Below are 24,913 nucleotides of genomic sequence, written 5' to 3'. Positions count from 1 at the left end.
TCGGCGGCATGACCTGCGCGTCCTGCGCGAACCTCATCGAGCGCAAGCTCAACAAGCTCGACGGCGTCACCGCCACCGTCAACTACGCCACCGAGAAGGCGCGGATCAGTGCCCCCGGCGGCGTCGGGCTCGACACCCTGCTCGGGACCGTCGAGGCGGCCGGCTACACCGCCACCCCGCCGAGCGCCGAGCCCGACCCGGACCCCGAGCGCGACCTGCGTGACCTGCGGAACCGGCTGATCGGCGCCGTCGTGCTGTCGGTGCCGGTCGTCGTCCTCGCGATGACGCCCGCGTGGCAGTTCGTCGGCTGGCAGTGGGTCTCGCTGCTGCTCACCCTGCCGGCGTGGGGCTGGGCCGGGGCGCCGTTCCACCGGGCCGCCTGGACGAACCTGCGTCACGGCGCCGCCACGATGGACACCCTCGTCTCGATGGGGACGACGGCCGCGCTCGCCTGGTCGCTCTACGCGCTGTTCCTCGGCACCGCCGGGATGCCCGGCATGGTGCACCCCTTCGAGCTGACGATCTCGCGCACCGACGGCAGCGGGAACATCTACCTGGAGGTCGTCGCCGCGGTCGTCACCTTCGTGCTGGCCGGTCGCTACGTCGAGCTCCGCTCCCGCCGCCGGGCCGGCGCCGCGCTGCGCGCGCTGCTGCAGATGGGCGCGAAGGACGTGACGGTGCTCCGCGACGGCGCCGAGGTGCGCGTCTCCGTCGACGAGCTCACGGTGGGCGAGGAGTTCGTCGTACGCCCCGGGGAGAAGGTCGCCACCGACGGCGAGGTCGTCGACGGCCGGTCGGCGGTCGACGTCTCGATGCTCACCGGCGAGTCGGTGCCGGTCGAGGTCCGGGCCGGTGACACCGTCGTCGGCGGGTGCGTGAACTCCGGCGGGCGGCTCGTCGGGCGGGCCACCCGGGTCGGTTCGGACACCGCGCTCGCGCAGATGGCGCGGCTGGTCGAGGAGGCGCAGAACGGCAAGGCCGAGGTGCAGCGCCTCGCCGACCGGATCTCCGCGGTGTTCGTGCCGGTCGTCGCCGTGATCGCCGCCGCGACGCTGCTGGCCTGGATCCTCACCGGCGCCCCGGCCTCGACCGCGTTCACCGCGGCCGTCGCCGTGCTGATCATCGCCTGCCCGTGCGCGCTCGGGCTGGCCACACCGACCGCGCTGCTCGTCGGCACCGGCCGCGGCGCCCAGACCGGCATCCTGATCAAGGGCCCGGAGATCCTGGAGTCGACGCGCCGGGTCGACACCGTCGTGCTCGACAAGACCGGCACCGTCACCACCGGCACCATGGCGCTGACCGGTGTGCACACCGCCGACGACACCGACGAGGCGACCGTGCTGCGCCTCGCCGGTGCGCTGGAGCGCGCCTCGGAGCACCCGGTGGCCGCCGCGATCGCCGGGGCCGCCACCGAGCGGGTCGGTGACCTGCCCGCCGTCACCGACTTCACCAACCACGAGGGTCTCGGCGTGCAGGGCGTCGTCGACGGTCACGCCGTGCTCGTCGGCCGCCCGCGGCTGCTCGAGCAGTGGTCGGTCCCGCTGTCCGACGACCTCGCCGCGGTCGCCGCGGACGAGGCCGCGCGGGGCCGCACGACGGTCGCCGTCGCCTGGGACGGGGCCGCCCGCGCCGTGCTCGTCGTCGCCGACACCGTGAAGCCGACGTCGGCGGAGGCGATCGCGGAGTTCCGCAGGCTCGGGCTGCGCCCGGTGCTGCTCACCGGGGACAACCGGGCCGTCGCCGAGACCGTCGCCCGTGAGGTCGGCATCGAGCCCGGCCCGGAGACCGTCGTCGCCGACGTGCTGCCAGCGGACAAGCTCGCCGTGGTGACGCGGCTGCAGGAGCAGGGCCGGGTCGTCGCGATGGTCGGCGACGGGGTGAACGACGCGGCCGCGCTGGCCCGGGCCGACCTGGGCCTGGCCATGGGCACCGGCACCGACGTGGCGATCGAGGCGTCGGACATCACCCTGGTCCGGGGCGACCTGCGGGCCGCGGCCGACGCCGTCCGGCTGTCCCGGCGCACGCTGGGCACGATCCGGGGCAACCTGTTCTGGGCGTTCGCCTACAACACGGCCGCGATCCCGCTGGCCGCGTTCGGGCTGCTCAACCCGATGATCGCGGGTGCGGCGATGGCGTTCAGCTCGGTGTGCGTGGTGCTCAACAGTCTGCGGCTGCGCCGGTTCCGTCCGCTGGCGGTGTGACCCCGCCGGCCGCGGGGTCGCGGGCCAGGTGCTCGGCGATCGAGCGGAGCTTGATGTTGAGGTGCTGCGAGGCACGGGTGAGCCGGTCGAAGGCCTGCTCCGAGGTGATCCCGTAGCGCTCCCGCAGGATGCCGATCGCCTCGCCGATCACCTGCCTGCTCCGGACGGCCTCGTGCAGGTTCTCCCGCGTGCGTGCGGCGTCGATGGCGACGGCGGCGTGCGCGGCCAGCACCGCGATCCGGTCCTGCGCGGCGGTGTCGAACGCGCCGGCGGCGCCGAAGACGTTCAGGGCGCCGGTGGTGCGGTCGTCGGTGAACAGCCGCGACGCCACCACCGAGCCGGTACCCCGGCGCGCGGCGGCCGGGCCGAAGCGGGGCCAGCGCGGGTCGTGCTCCAGATCCGCCGACACGACGTTGCGGTCGGCGCGGATCGCCTGCAGGCACGGACCCTCCCCCAGCTCACGCTGCAGGTCGTCGAGGATCTGCGCGGACGGGCCGGTGCTCGCCGGGGTGACGATCCGGCCACCCGTGGTGAGGGTGAGCGTCGCGTGGGTGCAGCCCTCCACGAGGCCGGTGCAGGCCTCGATCACACGCTCGCAGGCGTCGGTGGCGTCCTGGGCACGGTAGAAGTGCCGGGACAGCCCGGCCATGACGCCGGCCAGCTCCTCGGGGGCGCGGGCGGCGTCGGCGTCGGCACGGAACTCCCCGGAGGGCCGCTGTGACAGCTCGTCGGTCCAGGGCGACCGCCGTGCCGTCATCTGCCGCTCCTCGGTGTCCGGGGGGCGGCCCCGCCGGCTGCAGGATCTCAACCGACAGGACCTGGGCCGGCGTACGCCCCGGGTACGAGTGCCGGCATGGTCCTGGCGTACCCGGTCGGCGGCCGCCCACACGTCATCGGCCGGCCGGATGCAGATCCGGGCTGCGGTCGGCCGGGCCGGCGTGCAGGTGGTCCAGGCACCGCCGCAGGTGCAGCACGATCCCCGACGCGGCGAGGCTGTCCTCCCAGCCCGCGCGCTGGGAGTCGAGCCGGTCGGTGACGCGGTCCAGCGCCTCGCGGGCGGCGGCCAGGTGGCGGCGGTGCCCGTCGAGCCCGGAGCGGGCGGGTCCGCGGGTCAGGTGTGCCAGCTCCGCCGACCGGATCGCGGTGGCCAGGTCCGCCATCGCCTCCGCGACCGGGGTGCGCAGCTCCGGGTCGAGGACGAGGACGGTGCGCTCGGCCCACGCCGTCTGGGCCAGGACCGTGCTGATGTCGCGGACGAGCACCGCGAGCTGTTCCAGGGTCTGCGCGGCCTCGTAGAGCTGCTGTCCGCGGGCCCGGTAGGCGCGTGCCCGCAGGTTGGCGCGCCGGCCCGCGTCGGCGGAGCGGACCGCCTCCCGCGTCGCGTCGATCAGCGGCTCGAAGTCGTGGCGGTGGCGTGTCCACTCCTCGCGCTCGGGCGGCCACCGTTCGGCCAGGACCTCCGCCATCTCCTGCAGGTGGTCGGCGATGCCGTCGCGCAGCCGCGTCACGACACGGTGCGCGCGGGCGTTCTGCGGCGGGGGTGGCAGGGCCAGGGTGACCGCGATCCCGACCAGCACACCGAGCAGGGTCTGGCCGAGGTAGCCGGCCATGAACCCGGACGGGTCGGCGGCCCCGATGAGGATGGTGAACAGCGCCGCCGTGGGGATCAGGTCCCGCGCCGCGGCCAGCACGGGCACCGCGCCCGCCGCGATCCCGGCCAGGACGGCGACGGCCACCGCCCACCACCGGGCCCCGCCCAGGTGCAGTGCGGTGGCGCCGAGACCGACACCGATGCCGGAGGCGAGCACCGCGTACAGGCTCTGGCGCAGCGAGTCGAAGACGGTCGGGTAGCAGACGAGCAGGGCTCCGAGCGGCGCGTAGTAGGGGTACTGGCCGAGCACACCGGGGACGAGGGTGGCGAGGTACCAGGCCGCGCCGGCCGCGGCGCCGGCCCGCCAGGCCAGTCGCATGCGGTGGCGCAATCCCTCGGTGAACAGAGAGGCCGGGGAGTTCGGGTGGTGCGGGATCAACGACGGCTCCGTCGGTCGTGCAGGTGGTGTGGGAAGCGGGGCCGGCTGTTCGACCGCGAGGGGCCCTGACCACCCGTCGGCCGCAGGGAACGCGGTGGAGTCCGGGGTGGCGCCGTGCGCACACGGGCGCGGGCCGGACGAGGACTACCCGCGGCCGTGCGGCACAAACCCGGCCGGTGGCAGGGTGGGCCGGTGCGCGCCATCGTGATCGGCCACGACCACGTCGCCGGGCTCGGTCTGCTCGACCCGGCCCTGGAACGACACGGCGTCCGTCCGGAGTGGACGACGGTCGTGCGAGCGGCCCGGTACGACACCCCGGACGTCGACACCCGGTTCCCCGACCCCACCGGGGCCGACCTGGTGGTCACCCTCGGCGCGCCGTGGCCGCGGGAGCGGATCGCCGGGTGGGCGGCCCGCGAGGTCGACTTCCTGCGTGCCGCGCACGACGCCGGCGTGCCCGTCCTCGCGGTCTGCTTCGGTGCCCAGCTCCTCGCCGAGGCCCTCGGCGGCGGCCGGACGACGCTGCCGGCCGCCAGGATCGGATGGCACCCGGTCGACCCGGTCGACGGCCGCCTCCCGGCCGGACCGTGGTTCTGCTGGAACGCCGAGCAGCTCGTCGCGCCGCCCGGGGCGGAGCTGCTCGCGACCAGCGGGGCCGGACACGAGGCGTTCCTGGCCGGCCGCAGCGTGGGCGTGCAGTTCCACCCCGAGATGACCGTGGACCTGCTGGAGCGCTGGTTCACCCTCGGTGTGCCCGACGGTCTCGACGCCGACGCGCTCCGGGCGGCGACGGCGGCGCAGGACCCGCAGCGACTCGCCGAACGGGCGCAGCGGGTCCTGGCCCTCGCGCTCAGACCGCCAGGAAGTGCTCCAGCGTGATCGGCAGCGACCGGACCCGCACGCCGGTGGCGTGGTGGGCGGCGTTCGCGACGGCCGCGGCCACCCCGACGATCCCGATCTCGCCGATGCCCTTGGCACCCACCGGGTTGACGAGCGGGTCGTGCTCGTCGACCCACTCGGCGTCGATGTCGCCGACATCGGCGTTCGCCGCCACGTGGTAGCCGGCGAGGTCGTGGTTGACGACGTGCCCGCGGGCCGGGTCGACGACGCCCTCCTCGTGCAGCGCCATCGACAGCCCCCACACCATCCCGCCGAGGAACTGCGAGCGGGCGGTCAGCGGGTTGAGGATGCGTCCCGCGGCGAACACCCCCAGCATCCGCGGCACCCGGATCTCGCCGGTGTCGGCGTGCACCGCGACCTCGACGAAGTGCGCTCCGTGCGCGCCCATCGCGTACTCGGCCATCGCCGGGTTGTGCCCGGCGACGCCGTCGGCCTCCGCCCCGTCCTCGGGGTCGGTGCCCCACTTGTCGCGGAACCGGTCGGCGGCCTCGACGATCGCCGTCGCCCAGGACGCGGTGCCTGCGGAGCCCCCGGCCATGGTCGCGGGCGGCAGGCCGGTGTCGCCCAGGTTCAGGTCCACCTGCGCGGGCGGCACCCCGAGCGCCTCGGCCGCGATCTGAGTGAGCACCGTGCGGGCGCCCTGGCCGATGTCGGACGCGGCGATGTCCACCCGGTAGCGGCCCGGCGCTCCGGTACCGGGGTCCCCGTCGGCTGAGTACCGGATCGCAGCGGCGGAGCCGGGCATCGCGAACGTCGGGAAGAACGCCGCGGCGACACCGGTGCCGTGCCACCAGCCGTCGACGAGCCGGGTGCGCGGCCGCGGGTCGCGGTCCGCCCAGCCGAACCGGTCGGCGCCCCGCCGCAGGCAGGCCACGAGGTTCCGGCTGGAGAAGGGCCTGCCGGTGTCGGGGTCGACGTCGGGCTCGTTGCGGATCCGCAGCTCGACCGGGTCGATCCCGAGCGCGACGGCGAGCTCGTCGACCGCGGACTCCGCACCGAAGCTGCCGGGTGCCTCGCCGGGAGCGCGCATGTACGTCGGCGTCGACAGGTCCAACGGCACCACCCGGTGCGAGGTCGCCCGGTGCGGCGCCGCGTACAGGTGCCGGCTCATCACCGCGGTCGGCTCGCCGTACTCGGCCATCCGTGCCCCGCCCTCGACGACGTCGTGGGCCAGCGCGTGCAACCGACCGTCGGTCCCCGCGCCGAGCCGGACCCGCTGCACGGTCGCCGGCCGGTAGCCGGTGGTGTCGGTCATCTCGCGCCGGGTGAGCGACAGCTTCACCGACCGGCCGGGGACGGCCCGCGCCGCGAGCACGGCCAGCACCGAGCCCGCGTGCAGCGCGCCCTTGGTCCCGAACCCGCCGCCGACGTGCGGCGAGACGACGGTGACGTCGTCGTCGCCGATCCCGAACAACGCCGCGACCTGGCGCCGGGCGTCCCAGACCGACTGCGAGGCCTCGAACAGGGTGAGGTGCCTGCCGTCCCAGCGGGCCACGGTCGAGTGCGGCTCCATCGGGTGGTGGTACTCGATCGGTGTGCGGTAGGTGGCGTCGATCCGTACCGGGGCCTGCGCGAACGCCGTCTCCGGGTCGCCGGTGCGGGTGTCCGGCGGGAACGCGACCACCACCTCGGGGGTGTAGGCCTGCGACGAGTCGGGGTCGAACGCGGTGACGGCGTCCTCGGCGTCGTAGGTGACGACGACGGCGCCGGCGGCCTCCCGGGCCGCCTCGGCGGTCTCGGCGAGCACCGCGGCGACGTACTGGCCGCGGTGGTGCACGGCGCGGGTCTGCAGGACGGCCTGCTCGGTGCTCGCGCCGTCGTCGAGCCGCGGCGCGGTGTCCGCGGTGAGCACGGCGACCACCCCGGGGACCGCGGCCGCGGCGGCGGTGTCGACCGCGCGGACCCGGCCACGGGCGATCGTCGCGCCGACACCGCACAGGTGCAGCGGCGCGACGGTGTCCTGCTCGTAGGCGTAGACGGCGTTGCCGGTGACCTTGGCGGGGCCCTCGATCCGGGTGTGCGCGGTGCCCGCGGTGCCGGGGGTGACGGTGCTGGTCATGCGGCCTCCGTCCGGTGCGCGGCGAGGCCGCGCAGGGTGGCGGTGACCGTGCCGGCCACCAGCGGGATCTTGAAGGCGTTGCCGCCGACGGCGGTGTCCACGGCACGGGCGTCGGCGGTCTCGGCCGCCGCGGCGGCCCGGAACGCCTCGTCGGTGGCGGGCCCGCCGAGCAGCGCCTGCTCGGCGCGGTGCGCCCGCCACGGCCGGTGCGCGACCCCGCCGAGGGCGATCCGCACGTCGCGGACGGTGCCGTCGTCGGCGACGTCGAGGGCCGCGGCCACCGACACCAGCGCGAACGCGTAGGAGGCGCGGTCGCGGACCTTGCGGTAGGCCGAGCGCGCGGCGACCGGCAGTGCGGGCAGCTCGACCGAGGTGATCAGCTCCCCGTGCTCCAGCACGGTGTCGCGGGACGGGTCGTCGCCGGGCAGCCGGTGCAGCTCGGTCGCGGCGACGGTGCGCTCCCCGTCCGGGCCGAGGACGTGCACCCTGGCGTCGAACGCGGCCAGGGCGACCGCCATGTCCGACGGGTGGGTCGCGATGCAGCCGCCCTCGGGCGCGCCGAGGATCGCGTGGTGGCGGGCCCAGCCCTGCTGCGCGGAGCAGCCCTGCCCCGGGTCGCGCTTCGTGCAGGGCGCGGTGAGGTCGGCGAAGTAGGAGCAGCGGGTGCGCTGCAGCAGGTTCCCGCCGGTCGTCGCCATGTTGCGCAGCTGCCCCGAGGCCCCGGCGAGCAGCGCCGCGGACAGCGCCGGGTAGTCGCGCCGGACCCGCGGGTCCACGGCGACGTCGGTGTTGCGGGCGCCCGCGCCGATGGAGAGGCCGCCGTCGGCGGTCGGGGTGATCGCGGTGGACAGCAGCCCGGTGACGTCGACGAGCGTGCCCGGGCCGGCCACGCCCAGCTTGAGGTGGTCGACGAGGTTGGTGCCCCCGGCCAGGTAGACGGCGGACGGGTCGGCGGCGACGGTCGCGACGGCGGCCGCGGCGTCGCCGGGGCGGGTGTAGGCGAACGGCTTCACCGCGACGCCCCCGCTCCGGTGCCCACGGCGCTGACGGCGCTGACGGCGCTGACGATGCCGGAGTAGGCCGCGCAGCGGCACAGGTTCCCGGACAGGCGCTCGGCGATCTCGGCACGGTCCAGCACGGCTGGCCCGTCGGCGGACAGGTCGGAGGTGACCGCGCTGGGGTGCCCGGCGCGGGCCTCGTCCAGCATCCCGACGGCCGAGCAGATCTGGCCGGGGGTGCAGTAGCCGCACTGGTAGGCGTCGTGGGTCACGAAGGCCTCGGCGAGCGGGTGCAGGTCCGTGCCGTCACCGAGGCCGTCGCCGAGGCCGTCGGCGGTGGTGACCGCGGCGTCGTCGTGGGCGACGGCGAGCGAGAGGCAGGACAGCACGCGGCGGCCCGGCCCCTGCTCGCCGGGCCCGGCCATCAGGACGGTGCACGCACCGCACTGGCCGTGGTCGCAGCCCTTCTTGGCGCTGGTCACGCCGAGCCGGTCACGCAGCGCGTCGAGGACCGTGGTGCGGGTGTCGACCGTCAGCTCGTGGCGACGGCCGTCGACGGTGAGGGAGATCGTGGAGTCCACGATGGTGCGCTCCTTCGGGAGACGGAGTGGAGACGCCGAAACGGAGCCTCCTCCGCTACTATAGAGGAACGATGTTCCGGTTAGGCAACCCGAAGACCGGCGAGGAAGAAGCCGACGGCGCGCCGGGGGTCGTAGGCAGGGCCGGCGTCGGCAGGGTCGGCGTCGGCAGGGTCGGCGTCGGCACCGAAGCACAGGTTGCCGATCCCGCGCAGCACCTCGTAGGTGGTGACGTCGGACGGCAGCTGCCCGGCATCCCGAGCCGCCCGGACGATCTCCTCCGCCGCCGGCAGCAGCCGCTCCACGAACAGCTCGTGCAGGGCGGCGGAACGGCCGTCGTCGTGGACGAGCATCGCGACCAGCCCGTGCTTGGTGACGACCAGGTCGACGAACTCCCCGACCCACGCCACGAGCGCGTCGAACGGCGTCGGACCGGCGTCCAGGCAGGTCCGGGCGGCCGCGGCACAGCTCTCGACCTGGTGCCGATAGACGGCGACCACCAGGTCGGGCCGGGTCGGGAAGTGCCGGTAGACCGTCCCCACACCGACCCCCGCGCGGGCGGCGATCGCCCGGACCGGCGCATCGACGCCCGAGGTCACGAACTCGGCCGCGGCGGCCTCGAGCAGGGCGGCGCGACTGCGCCGGGCGTCGGACCGCACCGGTTCCCGCTGCACACCCACCACAGACTCCCCTGCCGCCCGGAACGCTGTTCCGCATCGTATCCGGCACAGCGTTCTGCTCCATCTCGGGAGACGAGGTCGTCGCGCAGGTTTAGCCGACCGGGTAGTTCGGTCATCTAACTACCATGACCTCCTCCCGGCACGCACTCATCTCCGGCGCCGGCATCGCCGGCTCCGCGCTCGCCCTGCGCCTGACCGCGTACGGCTGGCGCACCACCGTCCTGGAGCGCACGCCGCGACGGCGCGACGAGGGGCACAACGTCGACGTCCGCGGCGCCGCACGCGAGATCCTGCGCCGGATGGGACTGGAGGACGCGGTGCGAGCCGCGGGCACCCGGGAGGTCGGCTTCCGCGTGATCGGCGACGACGGGCGGGCCGTCGCGGAGATCCCGATGGACCCGACCGGGCCGACCGACGGGCCGACCGCCGAGCTGGAGATCCTGCGCGGGGAGCTGGCCCGGGTGCTGATCGAGGCCGCGCCGGCGTCCACGACGTTCCGGTTCGGCACCCGGATCACCGGCGTCGAGGACCGGGGCACCGCCGACGGCCCGGCCCGGGTCGCCCTCGACGACGGCACCACCGTCACCGCCGACCTCGTCGTGGTCGCCGAGGGGCTGCGGTCGCGCACCCGCGACCTGGTCTTCGACGACGTCACGGTCCGCGAGACCGGTATGTACGGCGCCTACCTGACGATCCCCCGCACCACCGACGACGACGCCTGGTGGAACTGGTTCCACGGGACCGGCTCGCGCGGGGTGCACCTGCGCCCGGACAACCTGGGCACCACCCGCGCCATGCTGACCTTCCTGTCCGGGGTGCGCGGCCTGGAGACCCTCGGCGACGCCGACGTCCGCACCGTCCTCCGCCGGACCTTCGCCGACGCGGGCTGGGTCGCCCCGCGGATCCTGCGCGAGCTCGGCGACGGGCCGGACGGGGCCCCGATGTACTTCGACGCCGTCGGTCAGGTCATGGCCCCGCGCTGGAGCTCGGGACGGGTGGTGCTGCTCGGCGACGCCGCGCACTGCCCGTCGCCACTGGGCGGCGGGGGCACGAGCCTGGCACTGATCGGCGCCTACGTGCTGGCCGGGGAGCTGGCCTCCCGCCCCGGCGACACCGCAGGCGCACTGCGCCGCTACGAGGAGCTGCTGCGGCCCGCGACCGATCGGGCGCAGAAGCTCCCGCCGCTGAGGCTGGCCAACCCGCGGACCCGGGCCGGGATCCGGACGCTGCGCACCGCGTTCCGGGCCGTCGCGAGCCCGGCCGGGAAACGGGTCACCGGAATGCTCGGGGCCACGCCGACCGGCGCGGTCGACACGTTCGGCCTCCCGGACTACCCGGCGCCGAGCTCGTCGAGCGTCGCGACGACCTCGCGCAGGTAGCGCTCGACGACCGCGCCCTCGTCGTCGGAGAGGCGGCGAGCGACGTCGTCGAGGGCCCGGACGGCCGGCTCCCACTGCGCGAGCCGCGCACGGAAGGACTCCTCCCGCGAGCGCACGGTGACGCGGCGGCGGTCGTGCGGGTCGGGCACCCGCTCCAGGTGACCTGCCGCCTCGAGCCGGTCGATCAGCGCGGTGGTCGAGGCCGGCCGCAGGTCGAGCCGCCGGGCCAGCTCGGTCGGCCCGAGCGAGCCGTGCACGTCGAGCAGCCGCAGCGCCCACAGGTCGGTCGGGTGCAGCCCCGCCCGCCGGGCCTGTCTCCCGGTGAACTCGTGGGTCGCCCGGGTCACCGCCTCCAGCGCGACGGTCGGGCCGGCGAGCCCCTCCAGCAGGTGTCGGCTCTCGCTCATGCGGCCTCCCGGCTTCGGTCCACGGCACCGTAGCCGGACAGGGCCGCATTCGCGGCGGGATCGGTCACGAGATGGTCACGAATTCATCGCGCCCCCGTCGGGGGCGATCACCCTGTCGCCTCCCTGGAATGGCGACGATTCCGCGTAAACTGATCAACCAACCGCAGGTGACGGCCCTGTGATGTGATTCACTCGATCGAGTGGCGACGCATTTTTGCCCACCATTCCCGGAGTCGACCCGACGAATTCCCGGAATGCCGGCGTGCGTAATCTCCGGAATCGTGATCGAACTCGAGGGGGTCTCCAAGGTCTACCGGACCGGAGCCCTCGAGCTGCGCGCACTCGACTCCGTGGACCTGCGCGTCGACGACGGCGACCTCGTCGCGATCATGGGCCCCTCCGGCTCGGGCAAGTCCACGATGATGAACATCCTCGGCTGCCTCGACGTGCCGAGCTCCGGCAGCTACCGGCTCGACGGCATCGACGTCGGCCGGATGTCGGACAACCGGCTCGCCGACATCCGGCTGCAGAAGATCGGCTTCGTCTTCCAGTCGTTCAACCTGCTGCCGCGCACCACCGCGCTGGCCAACGTGGAGCTGCCGCTGGTCTACGCCGGCGGGCGCGACCGCCGGGGCCGGGCGCGGCGCGCGCTGGAGCGGGTCGGGCTCGCCGACCGCGGCGACCACCGGCCCAACGAGCTCTCCGGCGGCCAGCAGCAGCGCGTCGCGGTGGCCCGCGCACTGGTCACCGACCCGTCGATGATCCTGGCCGACGAGCCGACCGGGAACCTCGACACCACCTCGACCACCGACGTGATGAACCTGTTCGTGGAGCTCAACGAGTCCGGCCGCACGGTCGTGCTGATCACCCACGAACCCGAGGTCGCCGAGTTCGCCAAGAGGGTCGTGACCCTGCGCGACGGCCGGATCGTGAGTGACGAGCGCCGATGACGATCTGGGAGTCCGCGCGGATCGCGGTACGGGGCCTGCGGGCCGGGCCGCTGCGGTCGCTGCTGACGATGCTCGGGATCATCATCGGGGTCGCCGCGGTGATCGTGCTGGTCGCGTTCGGCAACGGGCTGCAGCGCTTCGTCGCCGACGCGTTCGGGCCGCTCGCCAACCAGATCCAGATCACCCCGGACCGCGGCGGCATCAGCGGCACCGGCACCCCGCGCGACCTCACCGACGCCGACGTCCGCGCCCTGCGCGACCGGGCCTCCGCCCCGGCGGTCGCCTCGGTCAGCCCGTCGGTGACCGGCTCGGCGCAGCTGCAGCTGGCCGGCGGCGGGAGCGTCCGCAGCGGCGTGACCGGCGCCGACGCCGACTATCTCGACATCGCCAACCGGGAGCTCGTCGTCGGGTCGTTCTTCGACGACCGGCAGGCCACGACCCGGGCGAAGGTCGTGGTGCTCGGCCCCAACCCGGTGGCCACGTTGTTCGGCGGCCGCGCCGGCGAGGCGCTCGGCTCGGAGGTGCGGATCGGTCGCACCTCGTTCCGGGTGATCGGCGTGCTCGCGGCCAACGGGCAGCAGGACGACGTCGCGGTCATGCCGCTGGGTGCCGCGCGGGCCTACCTGACCGGCGGCGGCGACGACGTCGACCAGATCACCGTGCGGGCGGTGTCCACCGACGCGGTGCCGCAGGCGGTCGAGCAGGTCACCACGATCCTCGACGAACGGCACCGCATCGACGACCCGCAGGACCGCGACTACACCGTCACCGCGCTGCAGAGCCTGCTCGACCAGTCCTCACAGGTCCTGAGCTTCGTGACGATCTTCGTCGCGGCGGTCGCGGGCATCTCGCTGCTGGTCGGGAGCATCGGCGTCGCCAACATCATGCTGGTCACGGTGACCGAGCGGACCCGCGAGATCGGCATCCGCAAGGCCATCGGCGCACGCCGCCGCGCGATCCTGCAGCAGTTCCTCATCGAGGCGATGGTCCTGACCGGCATCGGCGGGGTCATCGGGATCCTGCTCGGCGTCGGCGTGTCCGCGCTGGCCGGGATCGTCCTGCCCCGCCTCGTGCCCGACTTCCCCGCCCCGACGGTGTCGGCCGGATCGGTGGTGCTCGCCTTCGGGGTCAGCCTGCTGATCGGGCTGCTCGCCGGCGGTTTCCCCGCCAACCGGGCCGCACGGATGCGGCCCATCGACGCACTGCGGCACCAGTGACAGCAGCTGAGGAGCACTTCATGACCCGACTGCGGCTCGCGGGCAGCCTGCTGCTCGCCGGACTCGTCGGCCTCACGGCCTGCAGCGGCGGGGAGCAACCGCCGCCGACGGCCGTCGTCGACCGGGGTGTGGTCTCCACCGGGGTGTCGGCGTCGGGCTCGCTGGTGTCGATCACCCAGCAGAACCTCGGGTTCACCGAGGGCGGCCGGATCACCGAGCTGCTGGTCGAGGTCGGCGAGACCGTCGCGGCGGGGCAGCCGCTGGCCAGGCTGGACGACGCCGAGGCCCGGTCGAAGGTCGTCGCCGCGCAGGCCGCCCTGGACCAGCAGCAGGCGTCGCTGGGCAAGCTGACCGGCGCGAACACCGTCGAGGCCGCACAGACCTCGCTGGGCTCGGCCGAGTCGGTGCTCGCCGCGACCCGCGACCAGGTCGGTGCGCAGAACGCCGCGAACGACACCGCCGTCGAGCGGGCGAAGGTCCAGCTGGCCTTCGACCGCAAGCAGCTCGCCGCGGCGCAGGAGAAGCTGGAGACCGACCGGCGGGCCTGCAAGCGCTCCGGTGGCAGCACCGCGACCGCCACCCCGGCCCCGGCCACCCCGGAGCCCGACTCCGCGTCCTCCGGCGGCGGCCTGCTCGGCGGCCTGTCCGGCGGGTCCGGCACGTCGGGCGGGTCCGGACTCGGCGCGGCCACGACCGACCCGGCCTGCACCGCCGTCGCCGCCGACGAGCAGGCCGTGACGACGGCGAAGGGCCAGGTCATCGCCTCCCAGACGGCGCTGGCGCAGGCCGAGGGCACCCGCGACACCGGGGCCGCCTCCGGCCGGGTCTCGATCGCGAACGCCGAGAGCGCGGTCGCCGACGCCCGATCCCAGCTCACCGGGGCGAACAACGACGCGCCGGCCGACGTCGCGGTGCAGGACGCCGTGGTCGCCGACGCCCGCAACACCCTCGCCGACGCCCAGCGCGGCCTGGACGACACGCTGCTGCGCGCCCCGGTCGCCGGCACCGTGTCCGCGATCAACGGCGCGGTCGGCGACGTCGTGCCCGCCGCGAGCTCCACGACCGCGCTCGCCCCCGGCTCCGACGCCCGGATCCCGCAGGCCGTCGGGTCGGCGTCGGCGGCATCGGGCGCCGCGGGGGCCACCGGGGGCGGCGCGTCCGCGGCCGGCGGGGCCCCGTTCATCACCCTCAACGACCTGCAGACCTACCAGCTGGTCGTCCCGTTCGAGGAGAGCGACGCGGCCCGGGTCGCGCCGAACCAGACGGTCGACGTCACCGTCGACGCACTGCCCGGGGTGAGCCTGCCCGCGACCGTGGTGGCCGTCGCCCCGACCGCGACGCAGCTCTCCGGCGTCGTGAGCTACTACGCGACCGTCGTGCTGAACCGCACCGACCCCCAGCTGCGCGACGGCCAGACCGCGCAGGCCGACGTGCGCACCGAGGCCCGCAACGGGGTGCTGCGGGTGCCCAACACCGCCGTCCGGCAGGAGGGCGGGCGCTCGGTCGTCGACGTGCCCGGCGACGACGGCGCCCCGGTGACCCGGCAGTTCGTCCCCGGCCTGGTCGGTGACCAGTTCACCGAGGTCCGCTCCGGCCTGGACGACGGCCAGCAGGTCCTGCTGCCGCAGGCCACCGTCGCGGCGACCCCGGGCGGCCCCGGCGGAGGCGGCCCCGGCGGGGGCGGCGCGGGCGGGAACTGACCCGCTCCGCCCGTCACCCCCGGCGCGCTCCGCCCCGGTGGGCGACCGGACGCGACGGCGCGTCCTCCGTGACCGTCCCGGCCGTCGCCGGGATGGTCCGCCAGGCGACGATCGCCGCGGCCAGGGTGACCGCCGCGGCGATCAGCGAGGTCGTCTGCATGGCGACGGTGAACGAGGCGCGGGCACCGTCGAGCACCGGCGAGGCCGGGTCGAGGGCGTTCGTTCCCGCGGCGAGCGAGTCGGTCACCGCGGCCCGTGCGGCCGGGTCCAGCCCGGCGGGCAGCGTGAGGCGGTCGCGGTAGATCAGCGACACCACCGACCCGAGGACGGCGACGCCCATCGCGACCCCCAGCTCCAGCGCCGTCTCGGAGATGGCCGACGCCGCTCCCGCCTTGCGCGGCGGCACCGACGACACGACCGCGTCGGTGGTCAGCGTCTGGGTCAGGCCGACGCCGAGCCCCAGCGGGACCAGGGCCAGCGCCAGCCACAGGTAGCTGGTGAAGCCCTCGGCGACCGCGACGGCCACCAGCCCCCCGGTGACCAGCCCGAGGCTCACCGCGATCGCCCGGCCGAGCCCCAGCGCGCGGGAGAACCGCCCCACGACGGCGACGACGGCGACCGCCGACAGCGTGGTCGGCAGCTCCCCGAGACCGGCCTGCAGCGGTGAGAACCCGCGCACGAGCTGCAGGTACTGGGAGAAGAAGAACAGCGTCCCGATGAGGGCGAACACGGCCATGAACCCGGCGAACACCGAGCCGGCGAAGGCCGGGCGGGCGAACAGCGACACGTCGATCAGCGGGACGGTCAGACGCCGCTGGCGACGGACGAACAGCGCGCCCAACGCGAGCCCGGTCGCCAGCGCGGCGACGCCGGCGACGTCGATCCCGGCCGTGACGGTGTGCTTGACCGCCCACACGACCGGCACGATCGCGGCCATCGACAGCAGCGCCGAGACCAGGTCGAACGGCCCCGGTGCGGGGTCGCGCGACTCGGGCAGCAGCCACACCCCGGCCACGATCAGCACGACCATGATCGGGACGTTGATCAGGAACACCGAGCCCCAGGAGAAGTGCTCCAGCAGCGCGCCGCCGACCAGCGGGCCGACCGCGGCACCGCCGCTGGCCGCGGCCGCCCAGGCCGCGACGGCCCGGGCCCGCTCGGCCGGGTCGGTGAACACGGTCCGGATCAGCGACAGCGTCGAGGGCATCAGCGTCGCGCCGGCGACGCCGAGCAGCAGCCGGGCCACGATGAGCATCGCGGGGGTGGTGGACAGCGCCGCGAACAGCGACGCCGCCCCGAACGCGGCGGCGCCGACCAGCAGCAGCCGCTTGCGGCCGACCCGGTCGGCCAGCGACCCCATGACGACGAGCAGCCCGGCCAGGGCCAGGGAGTAGACGTCGCCGATCCACAGGATCTCGGTCGCCGTCGGCGACAGGTCCGCGGTCAGCGAGGGCACGGCGAGGTAGAGGACGGTGTTGTCGACCGCGAGGACCAGGACGGCGATCGACAGCACCGCGAGGGCCGCCCAGCGGCGGCGGGGCGTGAGCCCCTGGGTGGTGGTGTCGGCGTACATGAGCAAAACTGTACCGACTGGTCGGTTTAGTTTCGACGTGGTGTCCGTCTCGCCGGCACCGGACGGGAGGATGGACGCATGGGTCGCACGACCGGACGGTCCCCGGAGGACACACGCAAGCTGGTGCTCGACGCCGCCGCGTCCGCCATCCGCACGCACGGCATCGGGGCGACGCTCGACCTCGTCGCGCGGGAGGCCGGGATCTCCAAGGGCGGACTCGTCTACCACTTCCCCAGCAAGACCGCGCTGCTCGTCGCCCTGGCGCAGGTGGAGCTCGACACGTTCTGGGACGCCGTGCACGCCCACCTCGACCAACCCGAGGGCACCCCCGGACGGCTGGTGCGCGCCTACGTGCGGGCCAGCCTGGCACCGGTCGACGAGGGCGAGGCCCTGGAACGGTTCACCCTGATCGCCCAGCTCCTCGCGGTGCCCGAGGTCCTCGACCTGGCCCGGGTGGACGACGAGCGCTGGCAGGCCGCGCTCGCCGGGGACGGGGTGCCGGAGGCGACGCGCACGCTGGTCCTCGCCGCCGCCGACGGGATCGGCGGACGACCGCTGTGGGCGGCGGACCTGGAACCGGCGGTGCGGGAGCGGCTGGAGGCCGACCTGCTGGACATGGTGGACGCGGCGCTGCGCACGCCGCCGGCCGAGCGCTGACCCCGCGGCGCGGTCGGCCGTCCCGTACCCGTCGACTGTGACGATCGTGTGTCCTACCGCCCCTGTGGCGACACACATTCCTCACACCGTTTACCCCGCGCGGCCCTGTCCGCGACCGGGCCGGACTCCCTAGCTTGTCCACACCCGACGGGCCCCGTCGGTGACGACGCGCCCCGGGAGGACGCCATGGCGAACGATCCGTCGGACTACCTGGAGCGACGACGGCTGCGCACCGGGGCGGCGGGCTGGGTCCTGCTCGCCGGTCTCGGCGTCAGCTACGTCATCTCCGGCGACTACTCGGGATGGAACTTCGGTCTCGCCGAGGGCGGGTTCGGCGGGCTGCTGATCGCCGGCGTCGTCATCGCCGCCATGTACTTCGCGATGGTGCTGGGGATGGCCGAGCTGTCCTCGGCGCTGCCGGCGGCGGGCGGCGGCTACACCTTCGCCCGGCGCGCGCTCGGCCCGTGGGGCGGGTTCGCGACCGGCACCGCGATCCTCATCGAGTACGCGATCGCCCCGGCCGCCATCGCCACCTTCATCGGCGCCTACGTCGAGTCGCTCGGCCTGTTCGGCATCACCGACGGCTGGTGGGTCTACCTGGCCGCGTACGTGCTGTTCATCGGCATCCACATCGCCGGCGTGGGCGAGGCGCTCAAGGTCATGTTCGTGATCACCGCGATCGCCGTGGTCGGACTGCTGATCTTCGCCGCCGCCGCGGTGCCGCTGTTCGACGCGGGCAACCTCGTCGACATCCCGCCGACCGACGCCGCCGGCGCCTCGGCGTTCCTGCCGTTCGGCTGGCTGGGGATCTGGTCGGCGGTGCCGTTCGCGATCTGGTTCTTCCTCGCCCTGGAGGGCGTCCCGCTCGCGGCGGAGGAGGCCCGCGACCCGGAGCGCAACGTCCCCCGCGGGATCGTCGCGGCGATGCTCGTCCTGCTCGTCACCGGCGCGCTGGTGCTGGTGCTGGCGACCGGGGCGCTCGGCGCGCAGGCGCTCTCGGAGTCGGGCAACCCGCTGGTGGAGGCGCTCGGCGGGTCCACGGCGGGCGTCGTCGTCAACTACGTCGGTCTCGCCGGGCTCGTCGCCAGCTTCTTCTCGATCATCTACGCCTACTCCCGGCAGACCTTCGCGCTGTCGCGGGCCGGGTACCTGCCCCGGGCCCTGTCGGTGACCAACGGTCGCAAGGCCCCCACGCTCGCGCTCGTCGTGCCCGGCGTGATCGGGTTCCTACTGTCGCTGACCGGGCAGGGCGCGGTGCTGCTCAACATGGCGGTGTTCGGGGCGGCACTGTCGTACGTGCTGATGATGGTCAGCCACATCGTGCTGCGCCGGACCGCACCGGAGATGCCCCGCCCCTACCGCACCCCGGGCGGGGTCGCGACGACCGGGTTCGCCCTGGTCGTCGCGGTGCTGGCGGTCGTCGCGACCTTCCTGGTCGACCCGATCGCCGCCGGCGCGACCCTCGGCGCCTTCGCCCTGTTCATGCTGTACTTCGCGCTCTACTCACGACACCACCTGGTCGCCGCGGCACCCGACGAGGAGTTCGCCGCGCTGGCCCGCGCGGAGGAGGAGCTCACGTGACGGTCCGCCGGACCACGCTCGGGGGCCACACCCACGAGTTCGCCGACCTGCGCGCACTGCTGGCCGCGGCCACGCCACAACGGTCCGGGGACGTGCTCGCCGGGGTCGCGGCCCGCTCGGAACAGGAACGGGTCGCCGCCCAGACGGTGCTGGCCGACCTGCCGCTCGCCACCTTCCTCGACGAGCAGGTCGTCCCCTACGAGGACGACGAGGTGACCCGCCTGATCGTCGACTCGCACGACGCCGAGGCGTTCGCCCCGGTCGCGTCGATGACCGTCGGCGAGTTCCGCGAGCACCTGCTCGACCCGGCCACCGACACCACCGCGCTCGCCCCCGGGCTGACCCCGGAGATGGTCGCGGCGACCTCCAAGCTCATGCGGCTGCAGGACCTGATCGCCGTCGGGCGGCGCACCCCGGTCGTCACCGCGTTCCGCTCGACGGTCGGGCTGCCCGGCACGATGGCGACCCGGCTGCAGCCCAACCACCCCACCGACGACCCCGCCGGGGTGACCGCCTCGATCGTCGACGGGCTGCTGCTCGGCTGCGGCGACGCCGTCATCGGCATCAACCCGGCGACGGACTCGCCGCCGCGCACCACCGACCTGCTGCACCTGATCGATGAGGTCCGCACCCGCTACGACATCCCCACCCAGTCCTGCGTGCTCGCCCACGTCACGACCTCGATCGAGATCATGGAACGCGGCGCCCCGGTCGACCTGGTGTTCCAGTCGATCGCCGGGACCGAGGCCGCGAACACCGGGTTCGGGGTGACCCTGGCGATGCTGCGGGAGGCGCACTCCGCCGCGCTGTCGCTGGACCGCGGCACCGTCGGCACGCAGTGCATGTACTTCGAGACCGGCCAGGGGTCCGCGCTGTCCGCCGACGCCCACCACGGCGTCGACCAGCAGACGCTGGAGGTCCGCGCCTACGCCGTGGCGCGGGCGTTCGACCCGCTGCTGGTCAACACCGTCGTCGGGTTCATCGGGCCGGAGTACCTGCTCGACGGCAAGCAGATCACCCGCGCCGGGCTGGAGGACCACATGTGCGGGAAGCTGCTCGGCGTCCCGATGGGTGTCGACGTCTGCTACACCAACCACGCCGAGGCCGACGCCGACGACACCGACGCGCTGCTCACCCTGCTCGGCGCGGCGGGCTGCTCGTTCGTCATCTGCGTGCCCGGCGGCGACGACGTGATGCTGCACTACCAGTCGCTGTCCTTCCACGACGCGCTCTACGCCCGCCAGGTGCTCGGGCTGCGTCCCGCGCCGGAGTTCGAGGCGTGGCTGACCACGATGGACATGCTCGACGGCGACGGGCGGCTGCGGGACCTGCCCGCGGGCGCCGTCCGGACCCTGACCGCGGGTGTCCGGTGAGCGACCCGCTCGACGTGCTGCGCGCCTCCACCCGGGCCCGGGTGGCGCTCGGCCGCGCCGGGGACGCCCTGCCGACCGCGCGGCTGCTGGAGCTGCGCGCCGCGCACGCCGCCGCCCGCGACGCCGTGCACACCCCGCTCGACGTCGACGCGCTCGCCGAGCGGATCACCGGGCTGGGGGTGTCCACGCTGCACGCCGCGGGCGCGCCCGCCGACCGCACCGAGTACCTGACCCGGCCCGACCTGGGCCGCCGCCTCGCCGCGGGCACCGAGCTGCCCCGCGGCGACCACGACGTGGCGCTCGTCGTCGCCGACGGGCTCTCGCCCCGCGCGGTCGCCGAGCACGCCCCGGGGATGCTCGCCGAGATCCTGGAACGGCTCGACGGCTGGCGGGTGGCCCCGGTCGTGATCGCCACCCAGGCCCGGGTCGCGCTCGGCGACGAGATCGCTTCCGCCCTCGGCGCCCGGCACGTCGTCGTGCTCGTCGGGGAGCGGCCGGGGATGAGCTCGGTGGACTCGCTGGGGCTGTACTTCACCTACGACGCCCACCGCGGGCGCCGCGACTCCGAGCGCAACTGCATCTCCAACGTCCGCCCGCCGCACGGCACCGGCTACGCCGCCGCGGCGACCACCCTGGCGCTGCTGATGAGCGAGGCGCGGCGGCTGAAGCTGTCCGGGGTCGCGCTCAAGGCCGATCCGGCGCTGCCGCCGGGCTGAGCGGCCCGCAGCGGGCGCCCCCGCGGCCGGCCGGGGTGGCCCCGGTCGTCCCCGGTCCGGCCGCGACCGGCGGTGCGCCGGCCAGCTCCGCCAGCCCGCGCAGGACCGGACGTAGCTCGGCCAGGGTCAGCCGGGCGGGCTGGACGTGGCAGAGCAGGTCGGTGGCGTACGGCAGGCAGGGATCCGCCGCCAGTGCGGCGCGCACCTCGGGGCCGGTGCCGGCGTGGACGTTCCCGGCGGCGAACCAGGCCGCCGGATCGTGTCCGCGCCGGGCGACGTGCGGCGCGAGCAGCGCGTGCACGGCCGCGCGCGAGGAGCCGGGAAGCACCGGCCGGGACAGCCCGACCCGGGCACCCCCGGCGGCCCGGAATCGGGCCAGCAGCCCGGCGGAGCGTCGGTCGTCGGGGCCGGCCGGGCCGGAGCGACGCCCCGACAGCAGCCCCAGGCCGTGGCGCGCGGCGGTGTCGACGCCCTCGGGGGACGACGTCGCCAGCCACAGCCGCTCCCGCAGACCCGGTGCTCGCGGGGTGACGGCCGGGCCGGTGCCGGTGAGCGCGTCCAGGGCGGCGCCCAGGCGGGCGTGCCGCTGCGCAGGGTCGACGCCGAACGCCTCGGCGACGCCCGGGTCGGACCCGGCGCCCAGTCCCAGCTCGAGCCGGCCACCGCTGAGCACGTCGACGGTGGCCGCGTCCTCGGCGAGGCGCAGCGGGTGCTCCAGCGACGCCACGACGACGGCGGTGCCCAGCCGGATCCGCGAGGTGGCTGCGGCGACCGCGGCCAGGACCACCAGCGGTGAGGACGCGTGCCCCTGCTGGGCGCCGAGATGGTGCTGGGCCAGCCAGAACGACGCGAACCCCAGCTCCTCGGCGAGCACCGCGAGGCCGACGGTGTCGGCCAGCTCGGACGCCGCGTCGCGCGGGCCGGCCGCGTGGGTGAGCACGCCCCATCTCACACCGGACACTATGGACATCTGACGAGGTTTTCATACATTGGGTCGGTGCTCCCACCCCGTCTGCGCGTCGTCGGCGCCGCCCTGTCCCTGCTGCTGCTCGCCGGGTGCGGCGCCGCCGTCACCGACGCCCCGGCCGGTGGGGCGCCGGCCGCGGGGTTCCCGGTCGTCGACGACAACTGCGGCGTGACCACGACCTACACCGCGCCGCCCACCCGGGCGGTCACCCTGACCTCGAACGCCACCGAGCTGCTGCTGGAGCTCGGGGTGGAGCGGTCGATGGTCGGGACGGCGTACCTGAGGAACCGGCCGATTGGCGAGCGCTACGCCGCGGCGTACGCGACGGTGCCGGTGCTCGCGCCGGGCCAGCCGTCGCTGGAGCAGCTGCTCGCCGCCGAGCCCGACTTCGTCTACTCCGGCTACCCCGACGGATTCTCCGAGTCCAGCGGACACACCCGTGCGCGGCTCGCCGAGCTGGGCATCGACAGCCACCTCAACCCCGAGTCGTGCCGGGAGGGGCGTTCGGGCTTCGAGGACCTGTTCGGCGAGACGACCCGGATCGGCGCGATCTTCGGGGTGCCGGAGCGGGCCGAGCGCAGCGTCGAGGGCATGCGGGCCCGGCTCGACGCCGTCGCGGCGCAGCTCGGGACCGTCGATCCGGTGCCGGTGTTCGTCTGCAACAGCGGCACCGACGCGCCCCGCACCGCGGGCGGCCGGGCGCTGCTCACCGACATGATCGAGCGTGCCGGGGGGCGCAACGTGTTCGCCGACCTCGACCAGCGCTGGGGCGAGGTGTCCTGGGAGCAGGTCGTCCGCCGCGCCCCCGCCGTCGTCCTCATCTACGACTACCTCGACCCGAGCGTCGAGTCGAAGATCGCGACGCTGCGCGCGACGCCGGCACTCGCCGGACTGCCCGCGCTGGCCGGTCCGTTCCCGACGGTCCCGCTGTCGGAGGCCCAGCCCGGGCCGCGCTCGGTCGACGCCGTCGAGCGGCTGGCCCGCGAGCTGCACCCCGACCGGTTCCGGTGACCGGGCGCGCGCGGCTCCTCGCGGTGCTGCGCCCGGACGGGCCGCTCCCCGATCCCGCGCCGGCCCGCGGCGCCGGTCGTGGCGCGGGCCGCGACGGCGGGCGCGGCCGGGTGCCGACGGCGACGGCGGTCGCCGTCCTGGCGGTGCTGCTGGTGCTCGCCGCCGGCCTCGCGCTCACCACGGGCTCGGTGCACGTGCCCTGGTCGGTGACCTGGCGGATCCTCGCCCACCGGGTCGGCGGCACCGCCTGGGTGCCCGACCCGGACTGGTCGCGGGCCGACGACCTGATCATCGCCGACACCCGGTTGCCCCGGGTGCTGCTCGCCGGGCTGGTCGGCGCGGCGCTGACGGTGGCCGGGATGGTGCTGCAGGCCGTGGTGCGCAACCCGCTGGCCGGGCCGGGCGTCATCGGCGTCTCCGCGGGGGCGGCGACGGGCGCGGTGGTCGTGATGCGGTTCGGGCTGCTCGGCGCGGGCGCGCTCACGCTGAACGTGGCCGCGTTCGCCGGTGCGCTGCTGACCCTCGCCGTGGTGCTGGTCATCGCCCGCTCCGGCGGGCGGATCACCGTCCTGCGGCTGATCCTCGGCGGTGTCGCGGTCGGGTCGGTGCTCTCGGCGCTGACCAGCCTGCTGGTGCTGACCGCGCCCAGTCCCACGCTGGCGTCGCAGGTGCTGTTCTGGACCCTCGGCGGGTTCGGCGCCGCCCGCTGGGACGTGCTGGTGGTGCCGGCGGTCGTCCTCGGCGCCGGGGTCGTGGTGCTCGTGTCGCGGGCGCGTGACCTGGACCTGCTGCTGGCCGGCGACGAGAGCGCGGGCGCCCTCGGGCTGGACGTGCACCGGTTCCGGCAGGCGATGTTCGTCGTCGTCGCCGTGCTGGTCGGGGTGACGGTCGCGGTGAGCGGGGTGATCGGCTTCGTGGGGCTGATGCTGCCGCACGTCGTCCGGTTCCTCGTCGGGTCCGGCCACCGGCGGGGACTGCCGGTCGCGGTTCTGGTCGGCGCACTGTTCACGGTGCTGGCCGACCTGGTCGCGCGGACCGTCGTCATCCCCGAGGAGCTGCCGGTCGGCATCGTCACGGCGCTGGTCGGCGGCCCGTTCTTCGTGTGGCTGCTGCGCCGCGACGGGCGCCGGGAGGGTGCGCGGTGACCCCCCTGGAGATCGACGACGTGCACGTCGTCGCCGGGACGGCCACGCTGGTCGCCGGGGTCTCGCTGACCGTCGGCCCGGGCGAGGTGGTCGGGCTGCTCGGCCCGAACGGCAGCGGCAAGTCCTCGCTGCTGCGCACCGTCTACCGGGTCGGGGTGCCGTCGTCGGGGACGGTCCTGGTCGAGGGGACCGACGTGCGGCGGGTCCCGGCGCGGTGGGTGGCCCAGCGGGTCGGCGTGGTCCTGCAGGACATGCCCTCGGACTTCCCGCTGACCGTGCGCGAGGTCGTCACGATGGGGCGCTCGCCGCACAAGCGCCCGCTCGCCGCCGACGACCCGGTCGACGACGCCCTGGTCGCCGCCGCCCTGGAGCTGCTGGAGCTCACCCGCCTCGCCGGACGACGCTTCGCCACGTTGTCCGGCGGCGAGCGGCAGCGCGCACTGGTCGCGCGGGCACTGGTCGGGCGCCCGGCGCTGCTGGTGATGGACGAGCCGACCAACCACCTCGACGTCCGCCACCAGCTGGAACTGCTGACACTGGTGCGCGAGCTGGGCCTGCCCGCGCTGGTGGCCCTGCACGACCTGAACCGGGCCGCGCGCTACTGCGACCGGCTGTGCCTGCTCGACGCCGGCCGGGCCGTGGCCACGGGGACGCCCGCGCAGGTGCTGACCCCGGAGCGGATCGCCGCGGTCTACGGCGTCACCGCGACGGTGCTGGCGCACCCGTCGGCCGACTGTCCGCTGATCGTGCTGTCCCCCTGAGCGCGGTCCGCCCGCGTCGGGTGGGTCCCA

At 75.1% G+C, this 24,913-nt stretch carries 22 protein-coding genes; 13 read left to right on the top strand and 9 right to left on the bottom strand.

Annotation, left to right across the window (positions count from 1 at the left end; genetic code table 11):
* The first annotated feature begins 8 nt into the window (after positions 1 to 8).
* The gene (locus KPL59_RS07910; RefSeq protein WP_226360548.1) at positions 9 to 2,201 is read left to right on the top strand and encodes a cation-translocating P-type ATPase; all 2,193 of its coding nucleotides are present in this window, start codon (positions 9 to 11) and stop codon (positions 2,199 to 2,201) included.
* On the opposite strand, the gene KPL59_RS07905 is transcribed toward KPL59_RS07910, so the two are convergent.
* On the bottom strand, positions 2,158 to 2,958 hold the full coding sequence (locus KPL59_RS07905) for a GAF and ANTAR domain-containing protein (protein ID WP_226358330.1): 801 nt from the start codon (positions 2,956 to 2,958) through the stop codon (positions 2,158 to 2,160). The genes KPL59_RS07910 and KPL59_RS07905 overlap by 44 nt on opposite strands.
* Positions 2,959 to 3,091: 133 nt before the next feature.
* A complete protein-coding gene (locus tag KPL59_RS07900; protein WP_226360394.1) occupies positions 3,092 to 4,171 on the bottom strand; it encodes an aromatic acid exporter family protein in 1,080 nt (359 codons plus the stop codon).
* A 252-nt stretch (positions 4,172 to 4,423) separates the two neighbouring features.
* On the opposite strand from KPL59_RS07900, the gene KPL59_RS07895 reads away from it, so the two are divergent.
* Complete coding sequence (locus KPL59_RS07895) at positions 4,424 to 5,110, top strand: gamma-glutamyl-gamma-aminobutyrate hydrolase family protein (protein ID WP_226360393.1); 687 nt, start codon at positions 4,424 to 4,426, stop codon at positions 5,108 to 5,110.
* Here the strand turns inward: KPL59_RS07895 and KPL59_RS07890 are convergent.
* The 4 genes from KPL59_RS07890 to KPL59_RS07875 all read right to left on the bottom strand — a co-directional run bounded on the left by KPL59_RS07890 (position 5,082) and on the right by KPL59_RS07875 (position 9,446).
* The gene (locus KPL59_RS07890) at positions 5,082 to 7,190 is read right to left on the bottom strand and encodes a xanthine dehydrogenase family protein molybdopterin-binding subunit (RefSeq protein ID WP_226360392.1); all 2,109 of its coding nucleotides are present in this window, start codon (positions 7,188 to 7,190) and stop codon (positions 5,082 to 5,084) included. The two genes, KPL59_RS07895 and KPL59_RS07890, sit on opposite strands and share 29 nt — an antisense overlap.
* Positions 7,187 to 8,203 carry a xanthine dehydrogenase family protein subunit M gene (locus tag KPL59_RS07885; RefSeq protein WP_226358335.1) on the bottom strand — a complete coding sequence of 339 codons (1,017 nt, stop codon included), beginning with the start codon at positions 8,201 to 8,203 and terminating at the stop codon, positions 7,187 to 7,189. Before KPL59_RS07885 ends, KPL59_RS07890 begins: the two co-directional genes overlap by 4 nt.
* Positions 8,200 to 8,769 (bottom strand): 2Fe-2S iron-sulfur cluster-binding protein, encoded by a 570-nt coding sequence (locus tag KPL59_RS07880; RefSeq protein WP_226360391.1) that lies wholly within the window; start codon positions 8,767 to 8,769, stop codon positions 8,200 to 8,202. The genes KPL59_RS07885 and KPL59_RS07880 overlap by 4 nt, the downstream gene beginning before the upstream one ends.
* Positions 8,770 to 8,849: 80 nt before the next feature.
* Positions 8,850 to 9,446 (bottom strand): TetR/AcrR family transcriptional regulator, encoded by a 597-nt coding sequence (locus KPL59_RS07875; RefSeq protein WP_226360390.1) that lies wholly within the window; start codon positions 9,444 to 9,446, stop codon positions 8,850 to 8,852.
* Positions 9,447 to 9,571: 125 nt separating this feature from the next.
* On the opposite strand from KPL59_RS07875, the gene KPL59_RS07870 reads away from it, so the two are divergent.
* Entirely contained in the window at positions 9,572 to 10,825 is a 1,254-nt protein-coding gene (locus KPL59_RS07870; protein WP_226360389.1) for an FAD-dependent monooxygenase, read from the top strand.
* On the opposite strand, the gene KPL59_RS07865 is transcribed toward KPL59_RS07870, so the two are convergent.
* Positions 10,777 to 11,232: a MarR family winged helix-turn-helix transcriptional regulator gene (locus KPL59_RS07865; RefSeq protein ID WP_075311011.1), complete on the bottom strand. Its 456-nt coding sequence runs from the start codon at positions 11,230 to 11,232 to the stop codon at positions 10,777 to 10,779. The genes KPL59_RS07870 and KPL59_RS07865 overlap by 49 nt on opposite strands.
* Positions 11,233 to 11,486: 254 nt before the next feature.
* Here KPL59_RS07865 and KPL59_RS07860 point away from each other — a divergent pair, with 254 nt between their 5' ends.
* The 3 genes from KPL59_RS07860 to KPL59_RS07850 are packed head-to-tail and all read left to right on the top strand — an operon-like array spanning position 11,487 to position 15,099.
* Positions 11,487 to 12,182: an ABC transporter ATP-binding protein gene (locus KPL59_RS07860; protein WP_043276963.1), complete on the top strand. Its 696-nt coding sequence runs from the start codon at positions 11,487 to 11,489 to the stop codon at positions 12,180 to 12,182.
* On the top strand, positions 12,179 to 13,399 hold the full coding sequence (locus KPL59_RS07855) for an ABC transporter permease (RefSeq protein ID WP_226358339.1): 1,221 nt from the start codon (positions 12,179 to 12,181) through the stop codon (positions 13,397 to 13,399). The genes KPL59_RS07860 and KPL59_RS07855 overlap by 4 nt, the downstream gene beginning before the upstream one ends.
* A gap of 20 nt (positions 13,400 to 13,419) precedes the next feature.
* The gene (locus KPL59_RS07850) at positions 13,420 to 15,099 is read left to right on the top strand and encodes an HlyD family efflux transporter periplasmic adaptor subunit (protein ID WP_226358340.1); all 1,680 of its coding nucleotides are present in this window, start codon (positions 13,420 to 13,422) and stop codon (positions 15,097 to 15,099) included.
* Between the two features lie 13 nt (positions 15,100 to 15,112).
* Here KPL59_RS07850 and KPL59_RS07845 read toward each other — a convergent pair whose 3' ends face one another.
* Positions 15,113 to 16,672 carry an MFS transporter gene (locus KPL59_RS07845; protein WP_226360388.1) on the bottom strand — a complete coding sequence of 520 codons (1,560 nt, stop codon included), beginning with the start codon at positions 16,670 to 16,672 and terminating at the stop codon, positions 15,113 to 15,115.
* A 78-nt stretch (positions 16,673 to 16,750) separates the two neighbouring features.
* Between KPL59_RS07845 and KPL59_RS07840 the strand changes: the two genes are divergently transcribed.
* From KPL59_RS07840 to eutC, 4 genes are all read left to right on the top strand, one after another.
* A complete protein-coding gene (locus KPL59_RS07840) occupies positions 16,751 to 17,329 on the top strand; it encodes a TetR/AcrR family transcriptional regulator (protein ID WP_226358342.1) in 579 nt (192 codons plus the stop codon).
* Between the two features lie 186 nt (positions 17,330 to 17,515).
* Positions 17,516 to 18,910, top strand: coding sequence for an ethanolamine permease (gene eat / locus KPL59_RS07835; protein WP_226360387.1), 1,395 nt, complete (start codon positions 17,516 to 17,518; stop codon positions 18,908 to 18,910).
* Positions 18,907 to 20,283 (top strand): ethanolamine ammonia-lyase subunit EutB, encoded by a 1,377-nt coding sequence (locus KPL59_RS07830; protein ID WP_226360386.1) that lies wholly within the window; start codon positions 18,907 to 18,909, stop codon positions 20,281 to 20,283. The genes eat and KPL59_RS07830 overlap by 4 nt, the downstream gene beginning before the upstream one ends.
* Entirely contained in the window at positions 20,280 to 20,999 is a 720-nt protein-coding gene (gene eutC, locus KPL59_RS07825) for an ethanolamine ammonia-lyase subunit EutC (protein WP_075310997.1), read from the top strand. The genes KPL59_RS07830 and eutC overlap by 4 nt, the downstream gene beginning before the upstream one ends.
* On the opposite strand, the gene KPL59_RS07820 is transcribed toward eutC, so the two are convergent.
* Complete coding sequence (locus KPL59_RS07820; RefSeq protein WP_226358346.1) at positions 20,968 to 21,951, bottom strand: LLM class flavin-dependent oxidoreductase; 984 nt, start codon at positions 21,949 to 21,951, stop codon at positions 20,968 to 20,970. The two genes, eutC and KPL59_RS07820, sit on opposite strands and share 32 nt — an antisense overlap.
* 45 nt (positions 21,952 to 21,996) lie before the next feature.
* Here KPL59_RS07820 and KPL59_RS07815 point away from each other — a divergent pair, with 45 nt between their 5' ends.
* The 3 genes from KPL59_RS07815 to KPL59_RS07805 are packed head-to-tail and all read left to right on the top strand — an operon-like array spanning position 21,997 to position 24,883.
* Positions 21,997 to 22,977, top strand: a complete 981-nt coding sequence (locus KPL59_RS07815; protein ID WP_226360385.1) for an ABC transporter substrate-binding protein — start codon at positions 21,997 to 21,999, stop codon at positions 22,975 to 22,977.
* On the top strand, positions 22,974 to 24,122 hold the full coding sequence (locus tag KPL59_RS07810; RefSeq protein WP_226360384.1) for an iron ABC transporter permease: 1,149 nt from the start codon (positions 22,974 to 22,976) through the stop codon (positions 24,120 to 24,122). The genes KPL59_RS07815 and KPL59_RS07810 overlap by 4 nt, the downstream gene beginning before the upstream one ends.
* On the top strand, positions 24,119 to 24,883 hold the full coding sequence (locus KPL59_RS07805) for an ABC transporter ATP-binding protein (protein ID WP_226360383.1): 765 nt from the start codon (positions 24,119 to 24,121) through the stop codon (positions 24,881 to 24,883). Before KPL59_RS07810 ends, KPL59_RS07805 begins: the two co-directional genes overlap by 4 nt.
* The last annotated feature ends 30 nt before the right edge of the window (positions 24,884 to 24,913 follow it).

Origin of the sequence: Pseudonocardia sp. ICBG1142 (assembly GCF_020496255.1) — a bacterium.
Taxonomy (GTDB): domain Bacteria; phylum Actinomycetota; class Actinomycetes; order Mycobacteriales; family Pseudonocardiaceae; genus Pseudonocardia.
Note: the sequence above shows the minus strand (reverse complement) of the source record. Positions and strands in the feature narration are given on the sequence as shown.

Bases quoted from the DNA above. Each gene is read 5' to 3' on its own strand.
- KPL59_RS07870 (WP_226360389.1), top strand. From the start codon at position 9,572: ATGACCTCCTCCCGGCACGCACTCATCTCCGGCGCCGGCATCGCCGGC.
- KPL59_RS07845 (WP_226360388.1), bottom strand. From the start codon at position 16,672: ATGTACGCCGACACCACCACCCAGGGGCTCACGCCCCGCCGCCGCTGG.
- KPL59_RS07865 (WP_075311011.1), bottom strand. From the start codon at position 11,232: ATGAGCGAGAGCCGACACCTGCTGGAGGGGCTCGCCGGCCCGACCGTC.
- KPL59_RS07850 (WP_226358340.1), top strand. From the start codon at position 13,420: ATGACCCGACTGCGGCTCGCGGGCAGCCTGCTGCTCGCCGGACTCGTC.
- KPL59_RS07855 (WP_226358339.1), top strand. From the start codon at position 12,179: ATGACGATCTGGGAGTCCGCGCGGATCGCGGTACGGGGCCTGCGGGCC.
- KPL59_RS07840 (WP_226358342.1), top strand. From the start codon at position 16,751: ATGGGTCGCACGACCGGACGGTCCCCGGAGGACACACGCAAGCTGGTG.
- KPL59_RS07890 (WP_226360392.1), bottom strand. From the start codon at position 7,190: ATGACCAGCACCGTCACCCCCGGCACCGCGGGCACCGCGCACACCCGG.
- KPL59_RS07905 (WP_226358330.1), bottom strand. From the start codon at position 2,958: ATGACGGCACGGCGGTCGCCCTGGACCGACGAGCTGTCACAGCGGCCC.
- KPL59_RS07900 (WP_226360394.1), bottom strand. From the start codon at position 4,171: ATGCGACTGGCCTGGCGGGCCGGCGCCGCGGCCGGCGCGGCCTGGTAC.
- eat (WP_226360387.1), top strand. From the start codon at position 17,516: ATGGCGAACGATCCGTCGGACTACCTGGAGCGACGACGGCTGCGCACC.
- KPL59_RS07910 (WP_226360548.1), top strand. From the start codon at position 9: ATGACCTGCGCGTCCTGCGCGAACCTCATCGAGCGCAAGCTCAACAAG.
- KPL59_RS07860 (WP_043276963.1), top strand. From the start codon at position 11,487: ATGCCGGCGTGCGTAATCTCCGGAATCGTGATCGAACTCGAGGGGGTC.